The following is a 19,658-nucleotide window of genomic DNA, read 5'->3' as shown; positions in this document are numbered from 1 at the left end:
TATGGTGAAAGTATTTACGATAAAAGAAGGTGTCCCTGTAAGCACTTATGGCTTTGAAAGAAGTCAATTGGCACGTCAAGAAATTTTTAAAAGTCTACAAGTAGAGCAAGAAATTGTTTTAACAAATCTGGATAATTTTGTACCGAATTTTGTCGAAACGTTAGAAAAACTTGGTTTTGAAAACTTCTATCATGTTATTTTTGACCAATCCGATTTGGCTAGACAACAGCCGATTGTAGAAAAAGCATTTGTTCAGGAACTAGATCATGTCAGTGAAGTCGAGTACACAAAAGAGGGCTATGTAGGACTCGTTCATTATCAAAATGGAGATGTAGAATGTTATACCTCTCAATTACTGTATCGTTTCCAATATCACGAAAATCTCTTTACTCTTTATGATAGTAAAGGGGAGTTGCTGAAGGGGGATGTGAGTGAAAATTACCATTCTTACCAAAACCTAAGAAGTGGGGAAACCTATACCCAATGGCAGTTAGTCAGTCTCTATCTAGCCAACAATTCTACAGTAAATGATTGCTTTATCATTGACATGGTCAACGAATATCCTCTTCAATTGAGGAAATTTTTCCAAAATACGGGAAGAAAGTTATTTGCTTATACTCACTACAATATCCTAGATCCCATGATGAAGTTTGTCTTACAAGGGTGGTGCCAAAATATCGTTGCAAGTCCAGTTTTGGAGCAGTTGATAGGGAAAGAAAAGGTTCGCTTTTTGCCTCCAATGTTTGTGGATGGCGTTTTGGAAAAAGAATATGCAAGCGTCACTGATTGGTGTATCGTTGGCAATATGACGATGATCAAACGATGTGCTTGGGCGATTGAAGCATTTCGACAAGTGCCGGATAGCCAGTTAACGGTTTATGGCAACTTACCAGATGGTTATAGCCAAAAAGACTTGCCGTCGAATGTCCATTATGCAGGTTTTCTAGAAGAGGTTCCTTATGAGAAGCACCAAGGATATCTTTCCTGTTCTATGAGTGAATGCTTTGCCAACTCGGCTGTAGAAGCATCTGCCAAGGGCTTGGTTTGTCTTTTGTCTGATACAGATTTAGCTCATAGGTATTATAAGAATCAGTCCAAAGGTGTCACAACATTTGGTGACATTGGGGAGTTAATTTTGTGGCTCAATGCTTATCAAAAAGAAGGTCGTTACTTGTCAGCAACATTCTCTAAAGACTATCAAAAAAAGGAAATTCTGGATATGTATAAGTATGTATTATCCTTAGAAATATGATATAATTGAAAGCGTAAAACTTTCTTAGTTTTAAAGTTCTTAGCGCACATTTTATAGGTTCAGAATATAAAAAACAATGAAATTTTAGGAAGGCGATGTTTTATGTTTCATACTGATAGACAGGAGAAATTTTCTCTTCGTAAATACAAGGATGGTCGAACAGATTCTAAGTTAATTGGGGCAACGATTTTGGCAACAGGTGTGGCTTTAGCTGTTGGTGCAAGCCCAGTAGCTGCTAATATTACTTCTAATGGTACAGATACGGCTACAATGGTGACCGATACATCGAAAGTATCTTCGACAGCAGCCACAACTTTTACAGATGATAAAGATGCTTCTAAAACAGTAAAAGTAGATGCGGTATTAGAAAAAGGTACTGCTGAACCGACAAAAGCCAACAGCAATACAGGCGATGCTGATGGGACTGATACGTTAAATGTTAAATCAGAAGCAACTGTAAATTACAAACTGGATTCTGATAAGTCATTACTAAAAACAGACACAGTAGAAGCAGGAACAGGTACAGTTACTACTCCTTACGACAAAAAAGGTCTTGCTTACGATACAGATGGTAAAGACTACCGAGAATCAACTGTGACTCAACAAGGAGCTGTTGTGTCTAAAGATACTGGAAAAAAAGATACGGTAGAAGCTAACGGTAAAGTCTATGAGTATGCTGGAAAATCTGAAGTAGAAGGTGCTGATAAACTTACTTATGATAAAACTCGTTTCAATGATATTGAAGCAGCAGTCTCTCCCGAAGGAATGCACAACAAACTAGGTGAGATTGACTATACCAAAACAAAAGGAAAAGTCTACTTAGTAGAAGAAACAGCTGATGGTCAATATGGTAAGTATGTTGTGGCAGATAATGGAGTAACTAGCGATGAAGATGCAGTAACAAAATGGAATGACGGCCAAGCTGACGCTAAAGAGTTTACGAAAGAGAATGTAACACTTCAAGAAGGAGATACTATCCTTGTTCTTGATAAAGATACTTATGCAGTGGGGCAAGGAAAGGTTGTTACAAAAACTAAAAAAGGAACAACTTCCTTTTCGGCTCTTAGTGTACCAGATGAAAAGGAATTAAAATTCAGAAGAGAAAGTTTTTCAAGTCATATTACGACAGATGTAACTTTTGATACACCGATTGCTCCAGCTAACCATTATTTGAAACCTGGAGCTGATGGAATTTATGGAACAGCAGATGATATTGAAATAAAACCAAGTGAAGACCCAACCTATGCTTTAATGGCTTTTAATGGCGGATATGACGGTTCACAGGTTGAAAATGTAGCAACAGGTGAAGTGTATAGTTATAATCACAGAATAGATAGAGATAGGCTCAATAAATCCTTAAAAGATGTATTAAAAGATTATACGATTGCCAATTATAAAGCTTTAGACTTTTTGGAAGGAAAAGCAACAGATGCAACTGAAATAGAAAATATAAAAGCAGCTAGAGCCCGTTTAGATGCACACTTAAAAAAACTAGAGGATGACATTCAATCTGGAAAACTAGATATGGGACTTTTAAAACATGCTCCAGGAGATACTTCTTATAATGAAGGAAGAGTTGTACTGCATACTCCTATAGATTTAAATTCAGGGTTTCCTGATGCTACTAAACTTGATGAAGCATTGGCGAGATTCCCTGAAATCATTGGAGAATTGACAGTAAGTGCTGGGAACCCTACAGAAACTAGTGAACTGAATGGTAATACCTATCGAAAAATTGTTTCGACAACAGAGTATAAATATTCTCCAGAAGGATCTAATGCTTATATCGATGTAGAAACAACTAAAAAATTAAAGAGTATACAGTTTATAATGGTACACCAGATGACTATATTCCATTAGTGGAAACTGAACCTGATAAAGAAACGACTGTAACTACGTTAGTTAATAAAGGAAAAGTTGAAATTGCTGCAGACGGTACAGTAACAGTTACAGGAGATGCAAAAGTAACAGATGAAAAGTATATTCCTACAGAAACTGTTGCTGAAAATAAATACATCATTAGTGGTGATTACGGTACAAGAACACGTACAGAAACAACTGAATCAGCGACATTCACTAAAAAAGAAATCATCACACCAATCCGTGCTTATAAAGTAATGGGTGAAGAAAAACCAGTTGTAACTCATTATTACAACTTAAAAATCACAAAAGAAGAAGCAGGAGAAGCAACAGCTACTAAACAAGGTAGTGTCGTCATCAAGTATGTCACAACTGATGGAAAACAATTAAAAACAGAAACTGATAAAGATAATGTTACATTAGAAACAAAAACTATCGTAAGTTTATATTCAGGTGAAACAAAAGTTGATGAGCGTACTGATGTTAAAACAGTAGAACAAAACTACGATACAACGCCAAAACAATATCCAACTTTAGTGGATGCTGATACTGGATTTACATATGAGTATGTAGGTCTGAAACAAGGGTCTCCAGCTGCAAGTGGTAAAGTAGTAGAAGGAACAACAGAAGTTGTTTACGAATACCGTTTAGTAAGTGAAGAAGAAAGAACACCATCTAGCTCAGTTGTGACTAAGACAGGTTCTGTTGATGTGAAACACGTTGTGATCAATGAAGATGGAACGTTAAAAACATTAAAAGAAACAGAAGTAGTAAAAGATAAAGTACCAGTTGAGTATGAAGATACTTATGTAACTTACTCAAAAGGTGTAAAAGTATCTGAACGTAAAGAAAAACGTACAATTACAGAAAGATATGACACTACTGATAAACAGTACCCAACTCTTAAAGACAAAGCTACAGGATTAGTATATAAATATGTAGGACAAACCTCTGACTCAGCTCCAGCAGCAGGGGACGTAACTGAAGGTGAAAAACACGTTATCTACAGCTATACTCTAGATAAACAAGAAGAAACAACACCATCTAAAACAGTTGAAGCGAAAGGCTCAGTAGTTGTTAAATACGTTGATGCTGAAGGTAATGAAATCAAAGATTCTGCGAATGTAGTGACAGATGCGGTGGTAAAAACAACGAAAACATATGCTACAAAATCAGGTGATGTTGTGTTATCAACTCGTGATGAAGTAACGGAAAATGATGTAAACTACAATGCTGCTGAGAAGAAAGTTGATACAATCACTAAAGATGGTAAGAAATATGTCTTCCGTGGAGTATATGAAGTTTCTGATAAGTACAACAACGTATTAGAAGAAACTGGCAAGGTAAAAGAAGGAATTACAACAGTTGTATACCAATATGACTACATTATTCCAGTAGATCCAACGAAGCCTAACGAAGGTGACAATAATCCTCCAAAACCAGAGGACAAGATTCCTAATGACCCACAAAACCGTTCATACAAAGACTTAGGTCTCTTAAAAGAAGTCAAACGTGATATCACTTATGTTTATGAAAATGGACCAAAAGCAGGACAAGAAGCAAGTGCGCCTGTTAACCAAACTGCTCGCTTCACAAGAACTGCCGAAATCAACAGTAGAACAGGTGAAGTAACCTACACTACAGATTGGACTCCAGAACAAAAACTCGCAGAAGTAGTATCACCAGAAATCAAAGATTACACTGTGGATAAAGCTAAGGTAGATGAATTAGCTGTAACACATGAATCTAAAGATTCAGCGGTTATTGTTAAGTATTCTCAGAATAAACCAAACAGTGTACGTGATTACGCAAAAGACAAAAAAGGAACAGTTATCGTTAAATTCGTAGATATTAATGAAAATTTCCTTGCGGATGATGTAGTCGCTAAGAATAATGTAATTGTAGCTGAAGCAACAACTACAACTACTGGTGATAAAGAAGAAATGACTTACAAAGCTACAGGAGAAGAGTACGCTGTGACAGCTCCTGAAACTATCGTAGTAGATGGAGTAACATTCCGATTGAAACGTGTTCTTCCGGCAGGTGATAAGTTTAAAAATACTGTGGAAGAAAAAGGATTGGTTAAAGAAGGTGTTACTACTATTGTTTACCAATATGTAATGCAAATTGATGCTCCAAAAGTTGAAGTGCCAGAATTTGAAGGTGGAGTAGTTCCGTTAGATCCGCCAACTGTGGAAATTCCAGAGCTGAAGATTCCTGAAAAACTAAAACCACAGCCAGAGCCAAGTCCAACTCCGGAGCCAAATCCAGCTCCTGCACCTACACCACAACCAGCTCCAACACCTCAACGAAACGAGACTCCAAAACCACCTGTACCTGTGGCGGGAGATTCGGGAACACCGGCAGTTCCGAACAAACCAGTACCTTCAAATTACAATCCGGATGGAAACACTTATCCAGCTCCATCAACTGAGGTAACTCAATTGCCAAATACTGGTACGGAATCGAACGCAGCCTTGGCAGCATTCGGATTTGTTGGAATTTTGAGTGGTCTAAGTATCGTTCTTCGTAAGAAGGATAATGAGTAAAATTTGTTCAAAATGTTAATGAGTTTCTAGTTATAGATTGCTAGACCTCTTGAGTGAGGTAAGGTATGTATTTGGAGAAGGCTTTGCTCTTCTCCATTTTATATATAATTTGAATAAAAAGTGTTGTGTCTTCTAAAATAGATTCAGATGATGGGCGACTTATGATGGAGATGTCAAGGCATTTCAATAGATCATGATATAGAAGAGTTCAAGAATGAAACTAGTTTTCACGTTTTTTCTTGACTCTTTTTTTGGTTGTGATATAATTAACCAGTAAATAATTTCAAAGAATAGTATTTTCTCTTAAAAAAGAGAAGTCTAAAAGGAAAGGAGTCAGATATGAGACAGCTAGCGAAGGATATCGATGCTTTTTTGAATGAGGTGATTTTGCAGGCAGAAAATCAGCATGAAATCCTAATAGGTCATTGTACTAGCGAGGTGGCTCTGACCAATACTCAGGAGCACATTCTCATGCTCTTGTCAGAGGAATCTTTAACAAATTCAGAGTTGGCTCGTCGCCTCAATGTCAGTCAGGCAGCAGTTACCAAGGCCATTAAGTCTTTGGTTAAGGAAGGGATGTTGGAGACATCCAAGGATCCTAAAGATGCACGTGTAATTTTTTATCAGTTGACTGATTTGGCTCGTCCAATCGCTGAGGAGCACCACCATCACCATGAGCATACGCTTTTAACCTATGAACAAGTGGCGACTCAGTTTACTCCAAATGAACAAAAAGTGATCCAGCGGTTTTTGACTGCTTTAGTAGGAGAAATCAAATAATGAGATATATTACGGTAGAGGATTTATCCTTCTATTATGATAAGGAGCCCGTTCTTGAACATATCAATTATAGTGTTGATAGTGGGGAATTTGTTACCTTGACGGGGGAGAATGGGGCGGCTAAGACGACACTGATCAAGGCCAGTCTTGGAATTCTTCAGCCACGCATTGGAAAGGTGACTATTTCAAAGACAAATACGCAGGGTAAGAAATTGAGAATGGCCTATCTTCCCCAGCAGATTGCTAGTTTTAATGCAGGTTTTCCAAGTACGGTTTATGAATTCGTCAAGTCGGGTCGCTATCCGCGAAAAGGCTGGTTCCGTCGCTTGAATGCTCATGATGAAGAGCATATCAAGGCTAGCCTGGACTCAGTTGGCATGTGGGAACACCGAGACAAACGCTTGGGGTCTCTATCTGGAGGACAAAAGCAGCGAGCGGTGATTGCGCGCATGTTTGCTTCGGATCCAGATGTGTTTATCCTAGATGAGCCGACAACGGGGATGGATGCAGGAAGTAAAAATGAATTTTACGAACTCATGCACCACAGCGCCCATCATCATGGTAAGGCTGTTTTGATGATTACCCATGACCCTGAAGAAGTTAAGGACTATGCGGACCGCAATATTCATCTAGTCCGTAACCAAGACTCTCCATGGCGTTGTTTCAACGTTCATGAGAATGATCAGGAGGTGGGCCATGCTTAGTTTGTTATCTTATGACTTTATGCAACGCGCCTTTCTGGCCGTTATTGCCATGAGTCTTTTCTCGCCGGTATTGGGAACCTTCCTTATCTTACGTCGTCAGAGTTTGATGAGTGATACCCTCAGTCATGTCTCGCTTTCAGGTGTAGCCTTTGGTCTGGTCCTAGGGATTTCTCCGACTATTTCTACGATTGCCATTGTCTTGATTGCGGCGGTCTTTTTGGAGTATCTCCGTACGGTTTACAAGAGCTTTATGGAAATCGGGACAGCTATCCTCATGTCAACGGGTCTGGCTGTTTCTCTAATTGTCATGAGCAAGGGTAAAAGCTCTAGTTCAATGAGTTTGGACCAGTACCTTTTTGGTTCAATTGTGACTATCAGTGAAGAGCAGGTCATTTCCCTCTTTGTCATTGCGGTGGTTGTTTTGATTTTGACCTTCCTCTTCCTTCGTCCTATGTATATCCTGACCTTTGATGAGGATACGGCCTTTGTGGATGGCTTGCCCGTTCGTACCATGTCCATTCTTTTTAACATGGTGACGGGGGTAGCCATTGCCCTTATGATTCCTGCTGCGGGAGCTCTTCTGGTATCGACCATCATGGTCTTACCAGCTAGTATTGCCCTGCGTTTGGGGAAAAACTTTAAATCGGTTATGCTACTTGCCAGTGCTATTGGATTTTTGGGAATGGTGGCAGGACTTTACATTTCCTACTACGCAGAAACACCTGCAAGTGCAAGTATTACCATTATTTTTGTAACTGTCTTTTTACTTATTAGTTTAGTAAGACGTTTTATCAAATAGGAGACCAACATGAAAAAAATTAGCTTATTACTAGCCAGTCTATGTGCCTTGTTTTTAGTGGCTTGTTCCAATCAAAAGCAGGCAGATGGTAAACTAAATATTGTGACAACCTTTTATCCTGTCTATGAATTTACCAAGCAAGTCGCAGGAGATACTGCTAATGTAGAACTCCTAATCGGTGCTGGTACAGAACCCCATGAATATGAACCGTCTGCCAAGGCAGTTGCCAAAATCCAAGACGCAGATACCTTCGTTTATGAAAATGAAAACATGGAAACATGGGTACCTAAATTGCTAGATACCCTGGATAAGAAAAAAGTGAAAACCATCAAGGCGACAGGTGATATGTTGCTCTTGCCAGGTGGTGAGGAAGAAGAGGGAGACCATGACCATGGAGAAGAAGGCCATCACCATGAGTTTGACCCCCATGTTTGGTTATCACCGGTTCGTGCTATTAAACTTGTAGAGCACATCCGTGATAGCTTGTCAGCAGATTATCCTGATAAAAAAGCGACCTTTGAGAAGAATGCTGCTGCCTATATCGAAAAATTGCAAGCCTTGGATAAGGCTTATGCAGAAGGCTTGTCTCAAGCCAAACAAAAGAGCTTCGTAACGCAACACGCAGCCTTTAACTATCTTGCTTTGGACTATGGACTCAAGCAGGTCGCAATCTCAGGTCTCTCTCCAGATGCAGAGCCATCAGCTGCTCGTCTGGCAGAATTGACAGAGTATGTCAAGAAAAATAAAATTGCCTATATCTACTTTGAAGAAAATGCTTCACAAGCTCTTGCTAACACACTTTCAAAAGAGGCAGGTGTCAAAACTGATGTTCTCAATCCTTTAGAAAGTCTGACAGAAGAAGATACCAAGGCTGGAGAAAATTACATCTCTATCATGGAGAAAAACCTCAAGGCTCTGAAACAAACAACGGACCAAGAAGGCCCAGCAATCGAGCCTGAAAAAGCAGAGGATACGAAGACAGTTCAAAATGGTTACTTTGAGGATGCAGATGTCAAGGACCGCACCTTGAGTGACTATGCAGGTAACTGGCAATCAGTTTATCCTTTCCTTGAAGATGGCACGTTTGACCAAGTCTTTGACTACAAGGCTAAGTTGACTGGTAAGATGACCCAGGCTGAGTACAAGGCCTACTATACAAAAGGCTATCAGACAGATGTCACTAAGATCAACATTACTGATAATACTATGGAATTTGTTCAAGGTGGACAAAGCAAGAAATATACTTACAAGTATGTTGGTAAGAAAATCTTGACTTACAAGAAAGGCAATCGTGGCGTGCGCTTCCTCTTTGAAGCCACAGATGCAGACGCTGGACAGTTCAAGTATGTTCAGTTTAGTGACCACAATATCGCCCCAGTTAAGGCAGAACATTTCCATATCTTCTTTGGAGGCACAAGCCAAGAAGCCCTCTTTAAAGAAATGGATAACTGGCCAACCTACTACCCAGAAAATCTATCTGGCCAAGAAATCGCCCAAGAAATGTTGGCGCATTGATGAGAAACCGACTAGATCATAGGAGCTAGTCGGTTTTTGGATACTAGATAGCTAGCTTCATTATAGACCTTTCAGATACCTAAGGAACTTTGAACAATGAATAAAATTCTTGAGATATCGGGGATAGGCAAAAAGTCTTTAAAATCAGAAAACGTATAGTATCAGATTTATAAAATCTTGATGTTATATCAATCATAAAAGTGGATAGGAAAGTTTTCTGATTATCAGAATTCCTTCCTATCCACTTTTTGAAGATTGTAAGTTAGCTTTATTTTATATAGAATCAGCTTATTTGTCAAAACCTTGCAAGGCTTTTTGGCGTTCTTCTACTTGACCTTTAGCATCTAGTTTATTACCAGCGTATACAGCTGATTCCCATGATCCGTACATTGGATTTGGGAAGATGATGAATTTTTCACCGAATTCTTTTTGCAATTCTTCAAGTTGTTTATCACGGTCAGATTCAGAAGTCTTAGAAAAATCTGCAAAGTCTACGAGGTTATCACCAAATAATAAGATAAGGTTTGTTTTTTCTTGAACTTTTTGGCGACGACCTTCTTTGGATTTTACACCGCTTTCTAAGAACATGAGATGATCACGTCCTTGAACAGGAATTCCTTCACTTTCAAGATTTTTAATGGTAGCATCTACTTGATTAGCTGAGCGGTCAGAAATATAGTAGATTTGGACACCGTTTTGATCAGCAAACTGAAGAAAATCTTTGGCACCTGGGACAGCTTTTGCTGAAGCTTTTTGAACCCAAACATCCCAATTTTCGGGTGTGAATGCTGTACCGTCTTTGACATTTTGTACTTGATAAGGGCTATTATCTAGGACAGTTTCATCCAAGTCTAAAACGATAGAGTAAGGTTTGTCTGATTCTGTTTTGAGCAATTCCTTTAGGTGATTTGTTGCAACGTTATAACCCTGTATGTATAAAGCTTTGGTTTCAGCTGATTTTTGATACCAAAGGGTTGACATAGTGTTTTCTCTCGACCGTAGTTGGTCATATGTCATTGTAATCTGATTATCAGATGAGCTATTATTGCTTGTCTGTGTTTCTGTAGACTTTGTTGTACAACTAGCCAATAAGACGACAGAAGCAAGTGTAGAAAGGATTGTAACAGTAGTTTTTGCTGTTTTCATGAAATATCTCCTATTTATTCATTTCAATAAATAGTATATCACGAGGGAAAAGTTAAGGCAAGCTATTCCCTGAATATGGATGAAGATAATGTAATAAAAAAAAACGATTATTAACTTGAAATGTAGTTTCACCTCTAATTATTGACATTTCAGGAAAAATCGCAGTAAAAACTGCACAGCCTTCTTTAAATGTGCTATAATACAGGAAAAAATAATGATGGAGGTCGTCGCGATGATAACAACATTTTTGATGATTTTTGTGGTGGTTTGTGTGCTCCTATTGGTGATAGTCACACTGAGTACAGTTTATGTGGTTCGTCAGCAGTCGGTGGCGATTATTGAACGCTTTGGGAAATACCAAAAGGTTGCCAATAGCGGTATTCATATTCGATTGCCTTTTGGGATTGACTCGATTGCAGCACGAATCCAGTTACGCTTGTTGCAAAGCGATATTGTGGTTGAGACTAAGACCAAGGACAATGTGTTCGTTATGATGAATGTGGCAACCCAGTACCGTGTCAATGAGCAGAGCGTGACAGATGCCTATTATAAACTCATGCGTCCAGAATCTCAGATTAAATCTTATATCGAAGACGCCCTTCGCTCTTCTGTTCCAAAATTAACCTTGGATGAATTGTTTGAGAAAAAAGATGAGATTGCCCTCGAGGTTCAACATCAAGTAGCAGAAGAAATGACAACTTACGGCTATATTATCGTGAAAACCTTGATTACCAAGGTCGAACCAGATGCAGAAGTTAAGCAATCCATGAATGAAATCAATGCGGCGCAACGCAAGCGGGTCGCAGCGCAAGAATTGGCGGAAGCCGACAAGATTAAAATCGTCACTGCAGCTGAAGCCGAAGCAGAAAAAGACCGCCTCCATGGTGTGGGGATTGCCCAACAACGTAAGGCGATTGTGGATGGATTGGCAGAGTCTATCACAGAACTCAAGGAAGCCAATGTTGGCATGACAGAAGAACAAATCATGTCTATCCTCTTGACCAACCAGTATTTGGATACCTTGAATACCTTTGCCTCTAAAGGAAACCAAACTATCTTTTTACCAAATACTCCAAATGGTGTGGATGATATCCGTACACAAATCTTGTCAGCCCTTCGCGCTGAGAAGAAATAATAGATTAAAGAGCTTGGCAACAGGCTCTTTTTGTATTACCCTTGTAGCTTTGAGGACTAAATCCTCCTCCACAAATTATAGAATCTTTTCTGAGTATTTAGGGAATGATGGAGGAAGTCTTGAAGGCGCTTTTGTTTTGTGCTATAGTCAAGTCAATAGACTTGTTTAACGAGGAATGCTTGCATGAGAAGAGAAGAAGTTTTACGAAATTACTGGTTTTTTAGCCAGGAGGTGGGGAAAGAAGAGGCCTTGGCATCGGATTTTCAGAGGGGAAATTGGCAGGCCATTCAAGTGCCACATGACTGGAGTATTTACAATGATTTTGACCAGTATTCGCCAGCGCAAAATGAGGGTGGCCAGTTAAACGGGGGTCAGGCTTGGTACCGGACGCAGTTTTACTTGGAAGAAGATGCCAGTCTTGTATCGGTGCGTTTGCTCTTTGACGGTGTTTACATGAATGCCCAAGTTTATATCAACGGGCAAGTGCTGGGTTATTATCCCAATGGCTACACACCCTTTTCTTATGATATTACGCCTTATCTAAGAAATGATGGGACGGCCAACCAGCTTGCGGTTTTTGTGGAAAATCAGCAACCTAGCAGTCGTTGGTACTCTGGTAGCGGTATTTACCGAGAAGTGAAATTGTTGATTACGGATTCGGTACATCTGGATTTGTATGGGAGTAAGATAAAAAGTCCCAAGCTCAAGGAGCAAAGAGATGGATGGGTGGAAACTCAGCTTACAAGTAAGGTTTCAAATGATGGTCCTCAGTCTGTGTCAGTATATTTGGAACAGAGTATCTGGTATGAAGGGCAGCAACTGTCAGACTGGCAGGCGACAGATTCTGTAATGATTGAAGCTGGGGACAAATATTCTTTCCAACAAGCCATATCAATTTTTCAACCCTTGCTTTGGGATATTGATTATCCTCACCTTTACCAATTGAAGACTCGCCTTTACAAAAATGGTATTTTGGTTGATGAAGAAGAGGAGACTTTTGGTTACCGCTATATGAATTGGCAAGCGGATAAGGGCTTCTTTCTCAATGGTCGCTGGTTGAAGATTCATGGGGTTTGTCTGCACCATGACTATGGAGCGCTGGGAGCTGTGGAAAACAGGTCAGCTGCCGAGAGACGATTGCGCCAGATGAAGGAAATGGGGGTCAATGCAATCCGAATCACCCATAATCCAGCCAGTAGTATTTTGCTGGATGTGGCTGCCAAAATGGGTTTACTCATCCAAGAAGAAGCCTTTGATACCTGGTATGGAGGCAAGAAAGAATATGATTATGGTCGCTTTTTTGAGGAAGAAGCGACTCATCCAGAAGCGAAAGCAGGCGATTTCTGGTCAGATTATGATTTGCGCACTATGATTGAGCGTGGTAAGAACAATCCAGCGATTTTTATGTGGTCCTTGGGAAATGAAGTCAGCGAAGCAAATGGCGATGCTCATTCATTGAAGACTATCAAACGCTTGCTGGGAAGGGTCAAGGAGGTTGATGATAGTCGTTTTATGACCATGGGAATGGATCAGTTCCGCTTTGGAGATGGTTCTGGAGGTCATGAAAAGATTGCTGATTTGCTGGATGTGGTGGGCTTGAATTACTCAGAAGACAATATTGACGCGATTCGTAAAAGACATCCCAAGTGGCGACTTTACGGATCTGAAACCTCATCGGCTACACGGACGCGTGATAGCTATTTTCGCCCAGCTAAGGAATGGGTTGGGGATAATCGCCGCGTGCGGAATTTTGAACAGTCAGACTATGGCAATGATCGAGTTCCTTGGGGGAAGACAGCGACGGCTTCTTGGATAGCAGATAGAAATCGGCTAGACTATGCAGGTCAATTTATCTGGACAGGAGTGGACTATATCGGTGAGCCGACTCCTTGGCACAATCAAAATGACACGCCTGTAAAGAGTTCCTATTTTGGGATTGTGGACACAGCAGGGATTCCTAAAAATGACTATTATCTCTATCAAAGTCAGTGGGTGGACCTAGATCAGCATCCCATAGTTCATATACTGCCCCACTGGAATTGGGAAATTCACAAGAGTTATCAACAAGTTGTGGATAAGTATGGGGATATCCCTGTTAGAGTGTATTCAAATGCCCGTTCTGTAGAGCTATTTCTCAATGGAAAATCCCAAGGTAGGAAGACCTTTCAGGAAAAATGGATTTCAGGCGGTAGAAAATACCAAGAGGGACAAGGTTCTGACCAACTCTATCTCGAATGGTGTTTGGCTTATCAACCGGGAGAATTGCGTGCTGTGGCCTATGACTGTCAAGGTCAGCTTGTGGCAGAAGATAGGGTGGTGACTGCAGGTAAGCCAGCCAAAATCGGGTTACATGCCGAGAAAACACAACTGGAGCCAGATGGGCAAGATCTCCTCTATCTCTATTTTGATGTATTGGACAAGGATGGAAATTGGGTGCCGACTGCTTCCAATCAGCTTCATTTTAAAATTGAGGGCCCTGCTTGCATTGTGGGTGTGGATAATGGTAGGCAGGCCAGTCGTGAACGTTACAAGGCTCAGAAAAATGGTCGTTTTAAGAGGAAAGCCTTTCATGGCAGAGGTGTCCTCTTAGTTCAGAGCTTGGAGCAGGCAGGTCTAGTCAGAGTAAAAGCTAGTGCTAGAGGGCTAGAGCCAGCAAGTTTTGATCTCTTAGTGGGAGAGGTTTTTGATTGCCATCCAGTGAAAAATCAGCGCTTATTTGAGATTCGAGTGGACAATCAGGCCGGATTACAAGAAGGAGATTCCCCAGCTATTGGACTTTATCCACAAATTGTGGATAACCCTGTGAACAAGGTGGGGAATAGTGAAGTGATTTGGGAGACGAGTGGTGGTGCCCACGCCATTATCAATCAGGGAGTGCTTCACTGCTTGTCTGCAGGGGACTTGGCTATCCGAGACATGTATCAAGGTAAGACCTATCAAACTCACTTGCAGGTCGCAGAAAATACCTCACTAGGGAAGGCAGTTTCTGTACGACCACTTCGCTTGTATACAGCTAAGGGAACTTATCCACAGCTGCCATCTTCAGTTTTGGTGGACTATGAGTCCGGTAGTGCAAAACGAGTCAAGGTTGTTTGGGAGGCAATATCCGAAGAAGATATAGCAAGCTTTCATACATTTACGGTATCTGGTCAGCTAGAGGGGTTGGATTTAAAGGCTTCTGCTCAGGTTTGTGTCCAAGGAATTTGCGCTATTGAGCCTGAAAAGGTTTGGACGCTTGTCAAGGAAGCCCCACACTTACCAGACCGAGTCAAGCTAGTCTTATCAGATAGTAGACGAGATACGGCCAAGGTGACTTGGGATGAACTCGATCCTCAAGTCTATGCTCAGGTAGGAGAAAGTGTGCTCACAGGACAAGTAGCGGGCTGTGAGTTGCCAGCAACAGTCACCATTCATGTGACAGATGTCAGTGTAGATGGGGAAGTTATTTCTAATCAGTGGACAGGGTCCAACCTGCCTCTGGTTTTTGCTTCTCACTCAGAGCTGAATCACCCAGCCTCTTACCTCAATGACAAGGTCATTGCTCGAAAGAAATCGACAGCAAATACTTGGATTGCTAAGTCCGAGCAAGCCAGCGTGGGCATTCTTTTTGGAGATGCAGGGATTTTAAAACCGCGATTTGTGGATAACGTGACCTTGTATTATGTTGAGAATCAAGAATATGTGGCTGTTGATCCGACCTTTATTGATTATTACATAGGGAATGAGCCTAGCTTACCTCGGACTCCAAATCATTTGGATAAGGATTCTCTGCTCAAACAAGAGCAGAATTGGCGCCCTGTATCAGTTATCCGAAAAGTGTCAAGCGACAAGGATGAGGAGCTTCGTTTTGAATTTGACAAGGTGGAAACCTATGCCCTTCGTCTTCGATTTGAAAACTTGGAAAATCCACTAGCGTTAACAGAATTGCAAGTACATGCCAAAAAAGTAAAGAAAAATGTAGATAGGAAGTAGTATGGTAAGAGAAATAAAACCGCATGGCCCCTTGCCTAGTCAGGCCCAGCTAGCGTATTTAGAGGATGAACTAGCAGCCTTTATTCATTTTGGTCCCAATACCTTTTATGATCAGGAATGGGGGACAGGTCAGGAGGATTCTGAACGCTTTAATCCGATAAGGTTAGATGCGCGTGAGTGGGTTCGTGTGCTCAAGGAAACGAGCTTCAAAAAGTTGATTTTGGTGGTCAAGCACCACGATGGCTTTGTCCTTTATCCGACAGTTCACACGGATTATTCGGTCAAGTCCAGTCCTTGGAGGAATGGAGAGGGGGATTTGCTCCTTGAAGTATCCCAAGCTGCCACAGAGTTTGATATGGATATGGGGGTCTACCTATCGCCTTGGGATGCTCACAGTCCTCTCTATCATGTGGAGCGAGAAGCGGACTATAATGCTTATTATCTGGCACAGTTGAAGGAAATCTTATCAAATCCCGCCTATGGAAATGAAGGGAAATTTGCTGAGGTTTGGATGGATGGTGCCAGAGGAGAGGGCGCTCAAAAGGTCAATTATGAATTTGAAAAATGGTTTGAAACCATTCATGAACTGCAGGGAGATTGCTTAATTTTTTCAACAGAAGGCACCAGTATACGCTGGATTGGCAATGAACGAGGGTATGCAGGTGATCCCCTATGGCAAAAGGTGAATCCTGACAAGCTAGGAACAGAAGCAGCGCTGGATTATCTTCAGCATGGAGATTCTTCAGGCACTATTTTTTCAATCGGTGAGGCAGATGTCTCTATTCGGCCGGGCTGGTTTTACCATGAAGAGCAGGATCCTAAGTCTCTTGAGGAGTTGGTCGAAATCTATTTTCACTCAGTGGGGAGAGGAACCCCGCTCCTACTTAATATTCCGCCGAATCAAGATGGTCTCTTTGATGAGAAGGATATCAAACGGCTCTATGAATTTACGGCCTATCGCAATGAGCTCTATAAAGAGGATTTGGCTCTGGGAGCTAAGGTATCTGGTCCTGCTCTTTCCGCAGACTTTGCCTGTCACCATCTGACAGATGGCCTTGAAAGTAGCTCTTGGGCAAGCGATGCGGGCTTGCCCATCCAGCTAGAACTCGACTTAGGGTCACCTAAAACTTTTGATGTAATTGAGTTAAGAGAAGATTTGAAGCTAGGGCAACGAATCGCTGCTTTTCATGTGCAAGTAGAGGTGGATGGTGTCTGGCAAGAATTTGGTACAGGCTTTACAGTTGGTTATAAGCGCCTCTTGCGAGGTTCGCTAGTAGAGGCACAGAAGGTGTGCGTGATGATTACAGAGTCACAGGATTTACCTGTATTGACCAAGATTTCCCTTTATAAAACTCCTAGCTTATTACAAAAAGAAGTTGTTCAGGGACTAGCATTTGCAGAAAAAAGTCTAGCTGTGACAAAGGGAGAGACTCTTCATTTTAGGATTGAACGTAGCGAAAGTAATACTCCTTTAGAGGCTAAGATTTCGATTCAACCGGGGACAGGTGTCCATGGTGTCGCCTATCAGGACGAAATTCAAGTCCTTCAATTCCAAGCTGGGGAATGCAAAAAAGATTTGCATCTACCAACCCTGCACTTTGCTGCTGACAAGACTTTGGATTTCTATCTGACTCTGACTGTTGATGGACAACTTGTTGATCAACTTCAAGTACAAGTTTCATAAAATAAAAGAGCCTTTGCACGATACAAAGGTTCTTCTGTCTACTAGCTAGTGACTTGGTAACCAGCTGAGGGTGAAGGTTAGTTGTTCAGCTTTTAAGAGGTTTTGGTGTTGAATAGTTGATACGAGTGTTTTATCCAGTCGGCATTTTTTTACAAAGTTGAAATGGCTGTGGTTTTGCTCAGCATGAATATCTAGCCATTTATCTTCTTTGGCAAGATAGACTCGGAGATGGTCAAAGAGAGGAATTCCGAGGTCATAGTTTGGTTTGCCTGGACAGGTCGGATAAAATCCGAGAGCTGACCAGATGTACCAGGCTGAGAGACTGCCATTGTCTTCATCGCCAGGATAGGCTTCCCAACTTGGGTGAAAGGCCTTCTGACGGAGAGTCTTGATGAGAAGGGCAGTGTAGTCAGGGTAGTTGCTGTAGCGGAAGAGATAAGGAATGTGGAAGCTTGGCTGGTTGGAAATGGCGAGTTGTCCAAAAGGAGCAGTAGCCATCTCGCTCATTTCGTGAATCTCGTAACCATAACCTGTTGTCTCAAAGAGGGGGGCCTCCTGACAGGTCTTCAAAAGATAGTTGCTAAAGGCTTCTTTTCCACCCATAAGCTGGATTAAGTCTGGAATGTCGTGGAGGACGCCTAAAGTTGCTTGGATGGCAGAGCATTCGGCATAGTCGCGTCCCCAACTATAAGGAGAGAAGTCAGGACGGAAGTTGCCTTGACTATCACGCGCTCGCATATAACCTGTCTTAGCGTCAAATAGATGGCGGTAATTTTGTGATGCGGCCTTGTAGGTTTCAGCGATTTCTATTTTCCCTAGTTTTTCAGCACAGTTAGCGATACAAAAGTCACTATAGGCATAGTCTAGGGTGTGGCTGACGCTTTCGTGGTGGTCGGTAGAGAGGTAGCCTAGTTCTTGGTATTGGGCTAGTCCGTGACGACCATTGATACCGAGAGGGTCGGACTTGCTGGCTGTTTCAAGCATGGCTTGGAGGAGTTCTTCTTCTAGGTCGGGGGCCATGTCCTTGCAGGCGCTATCGGCGATAATACCGTCTAAAAGTGTACCTGGCATCATACCCCGTTCATCTGGAGCCAGCCATTTTGGAAGAAAACCAGTATCGCGGTAGTTATTGAGGAAACCTTCTAAAAAGCGGTGATAGTGTTCAGGTATGATAAGGGCAAAGAGGGGGAAGGTGGTACGGAAGGTATCCCAGAAACCATTGTTGCTGAAGAGGACACCAGGCTTGACAGTTCCAGTAGCCAGATCTTTGTGGATGGCTTGCCCTGATTCATCAACCTCATAAAAAGTCTGTGGGAAGAGGAAGAGTCTGTAAAGGCAGTGATCAAAGAAGGTCCGGTCAGCCTCTCCTGTCTCTATAACATCAAAACGATGGAGGAGATTTTCCCAGTCCGCTTGTGCATTCGATTTACAGCTATCAAAATCTTCTTGAGGTAGATTAAGCAGTGCTTGAGAAGGAGAGATGAAAGAAGTCGCTAGCTGAATTTCAGCATGGCTACTTGCTAAGTCGATTCGCCAGTCTCCACCTTCTTGGCTGATAGCAAGAATATCCGTATTCATTTGCAGAGCAGTGAACATAGTTAGTGGATTTTTGTTGGTCTCAGTTTTTCCTTCTTGTCGCAGGGCAAGATTTCTCTTATCTACTTGCTCTATTGTCAGTTCATCTGCCGCGTGAAGATAGAGGGAGAGGGCTTTGCCTTGCTTTTGTTCCAAACGAATAGAAGCACCGTAGCGAGTCGGTGTGAGCTGGCTTTCAATCTGATAGCGCAGGGAGAAAATTTTCAGATAATGAGGTTGGAAAGAGGCTTTATCCATATCATAGGAAGACTGACGGTGAAAGAGGCTGTCTCCACCTAGCTGGCCTGTGACAGGTGTCAGGAGGAGCCAAGAGTAGTCGCCAATCCAAGGGCTGGGCTGGTGGGTTAAACGAATCCCCTGAAAGATAGGCAGATGTGGATCAAAAAACCAAGATCCATCCTGGTCACTGGTCTGGGGTACAAAGTAATTCATCCCAAAAGGAACGCCTGTGTATGGCAGGGTATTTCCCCAAGAAAAGGCATGCTTGCTGGCAGTTCCAAATCGGGTATCGATGGTTTCAAGTAGTGGTTTCATAGTCTTTCCTTTAGCTGTTTTTCTACATTATATCAGAAAAACAGGGACTTTAGATATGGGGTTCAAAAGAAAGTAATTTTGTAGAAAAATGACTATCATTTGTGTATGTATTTTCTGTCTCAAAAGCTATAT

At 41.6% G+C, this 19,658-nt stretch carries 12 protein-coding genes; 10 read left to right on the top strand and 2 right to left on the bottom strand.

Annotation, left to right across the window (positions count from 1 at the left end; translation table 11 throughout):
• Position 1: 1 nt before the first annotated feature.
• The 7 genes from SK637_RS09300 to adcA all read left to right on the top strand — a co-directional run bounded on the left by SK637_RS09300 (position 2) and on the right by adcA (position 9,459).
• Complete coding sequence (locus tag SK637_RS09300) at positions 2–1,252, top strand: glycosyltransferase family 4 protein (RefSeq protein ID WP_033689524.1); 1,251 nt, start codon at positions 2–4, stop codon at positions 1,250–1,252.
• A 102-nt stretch (positions 1,253–1,354) separates the two neighbouring features.
• Positions 1,355–3,112: a hypothetical protein gene (locus SK637_RS09970; RefSeq protein WP_050489886.1), complete on the top strand. Its 1,758-nt coding sequence runs from the start codon at positions 1,355–1,357 to the stop codon at positions 3,110–3,112.
• A complete protein-coding gene (locus tag SK637_RS09290) occupies positions 3,112–5,661 on the top strand; it encodes an SIALI-17 repeat-containing surface protein (protein WP_237397631.1) in 2,550 nt (849 codons plus the stop codon). The genes SK637_RS09970 and SK637_RS09290 overlap by 1 nt, the downstream gene beginning before the upstream one ends.
• Before the next feature lie 339 nt (positions 5,662–6,000).
• On the top strand, positions 6,001–6,441 hold the full coding sequence (gene adcR / locus SK637_RS09285; protein ID WP_001249308.1) for a zinc-dependent transcriptional regulator AdcR: 441 nt from the start codon (positions 6,001–6,003) through the stop codon (positions 6,439–6,441).
• The gene (locus SK637_RS09280; RefSeq protein WP_033689523.1) at positions 6,441–7,145 is read left to right on the top strand and encodes a metal ABC transporter ATP-binding protein; all 705 of its coding nucleotides are present in this window, start codon (positions 6,441–6,443) and stop codon (positions 7,143–7,145) included. The genes adcR and SK637_RS09280 overlap by 1 nt, the downstream gene beginning before the upstream one ends.
• Positions 7,138–7,944: a metal ABC transporter permease gene (locus SK637_RS09275; protein WP_000950031.1), complete on the top strand. Its 807-nt coding sequence runs from the start codon at positions 7,138–7,140 to the stop codon at positions 7,942–7,944. The genes SK637_RS09280 and SK637_RS09275 overlap by 8 nt, the downstream gene beginning before the upstream one ends.
• Positions 7,945–7,953: 9 nt before the next feature.
• Positions 7,954–9,459, top strand: a complete 1,506-nt coding sequence (adcA, locus tag SK637_RS09270) for a zinc ABC transporter substrate-binding lipoprotein AdcA (protein WP_033689522.1) — start codon at positions 7,954–7,956, stop codon at positions 9,457–9,459.
• Between the two features lie 288 nt (positions 9,460–9,747).
• Here adcA and SK637_RS09265 read toward each other — a convergent pair whose 3' ends face one another.
• Positions 9,748–10,605, bottom strand: a complete 858-nt coding sequence (locus SK637_RS09265; RefSeq protein WP_033689521.1) for a 5'-nucleotidase, lipoprotein e(P4) family — start codon at positions 10,603–10,605, stop codon at positions 9,748–9,750.
• A 250-nt stretch (positions 10,606–10,855) separates the two neighbouring features.
• On the opposite strand from SK637_RS09265, the gene SK637_RS09260 reads away from it, so the two are divergent.
• The 3 genes from SK637_RS09260 to SK637_RS09245 all read left to right on the top strand — a co-directional run bounded on the left by SK637_RS09260 (position 10,856) and on the right by SK637_RS09245 (position 17,396).
• Positions 10,856–11,740 (top strand): SPFH domain-containing protein, encoded by an 885-nt coding sequence (locus SK637_RS09260; RefSeq protein ID WP_004235732.1) that lies wholly within the window; start codon positions 10,856–10,858, stop codon positions 11,738–11,740.
• A 183-nt stretch (positions 11,741–11,923) separates the two neighbouring features.
• Positions 11,924–15,712, top strand: a complete 3,789-nt coding sequence (locus SK637_RS09800; protein ID WP_050489885.1) for an Ig-like domain-containing protein — start codon at positions 11,924–11,926, stop codon at positions 15,710–15,712.
• Between the two features lies 1 nt (position 15,713).
• Entirely contained in the window at positions 15,714–17,396 is a 1,683-nt protein-coding gene (locus SK637_RS09245; protein ID WP_033689520.1) for an alpha-L-fucosidase, read from the top strand.
• 45 nt (positions 17,397–17,441) lie between these two features.
• On the opposite strand, the gene SK637_RS09240 is transcribed toward SK637_RS09245, so the two are convergent.
• Positions 17,442–19,526 (bottom strand): GH92 family glycosyl hydrolase, encoded by a 2,085-nt coding sequence (locus tag SK637_RS09240; RefSeq protein WP_033689519.1) that lies wholly within the window; start codon positions 19,524–19,526, stop codon positions 17,442–17,444.
• Positions 19,527–19,658 lie beyond the last annotated feature (132 nt).

The organism is Streptococcus mitis, assembly GCF_000722765.2.
GTDB classification, from domain to species: domain Bacteria; phylum Bacillota; class Bacilli; order Lactobacillales; family Streptococcaceae; genus Streptococcus; species Streptococcus mitis_AQ.
This window is presented reverse-complemented; position numbering and strand designations above follow the sequence as displayed.